We start from the raw sequence: 583 nt of genomic DNA, 5'->3' as shown, positions 1-583 counted from the left end.
AATAAACCACTATGGACTGAAAGTCCATAGTTTGTTAAAGCAGACTAAAGTCTGCCTGGGTGGAGCTACTTACTCAAGTATAAAGTTACCTCCGTTATCATTTGGTTTACGATGGTGTTCAAGATATTGATTTAGCATTTCATCAGTAATATTTCCTGTACTCCAACAACCAAAGCCTATTGCCCAAAAGTGACGTCCCCAGTATCTGTGCTTCAACTCAGGAAATTCTATTTGGAGTTTCCTTGAGGTACGACCCTTGAAGAGTTTGACAATATTACTTATGTTTTGAGATGGTCGATATTCTATATGAAGATGAACATGATCCTTTGATACTACACCTTTTAAAATTTGAATATCTTCTGCTTCACAAATCTGAATGATCAGACTACGACAACGTATCTGAATATCTCCTTCCAATACTGGATAACGATATTTAGTCACCCATACTATATGGGCGGTTAAACGTGATACACTATGTCCTCCGGTTCGTTGATATTCCATATATCAAAGGTAAACATTTTTAGAAGCTGAAAGCTAAATGCACTAAAGTGCATAGTTTTAACTACAGTCTGCGACCAATAAA

1 protein-coding gene is annotated in these 583 nt (G+C 36.5%); it reads right to left on the bottom strand.

Annotation, left to right across the window (positions count from 1 at the left end):
- Window positions 1-69: 69 nt before the first annotated feature.
- Complete coding sequence (gene tnpA, locus GOQ24_RS01490) at window positions 70-501, bottom strand: IS200/IS605 family transposase (RefSeq protein WP_155093506.1); 432 nt, start codon at window positions 499-501, stop codon at window positions 70-72.
- Window positions 502-583 lie beyond the last annotated feature (82 nt).

It is taken from the genome of Myroides sp. LoEW2-1 (genome assembly GCF_009767705.1).
Classification (GTDB): Bacteria; Bacteroidota; Bacteroidia; order Flavobacteriales; family Flavobacteriaceae; genus Flavobacterium; species Flavobacterium album_A.
This window is presented reverse-complemented; position numbering and strand designations above follow the sequence as displayed.

What these genes read in the sequence shown, in the direction of transcription:
- tnpA (WP_155093506.1), bottom strand. Translation starts at nt 501, where the DNA reads ATGGAATATCAACGAACCGGAGGACATAGTGTATCACGTTTAACCGCC.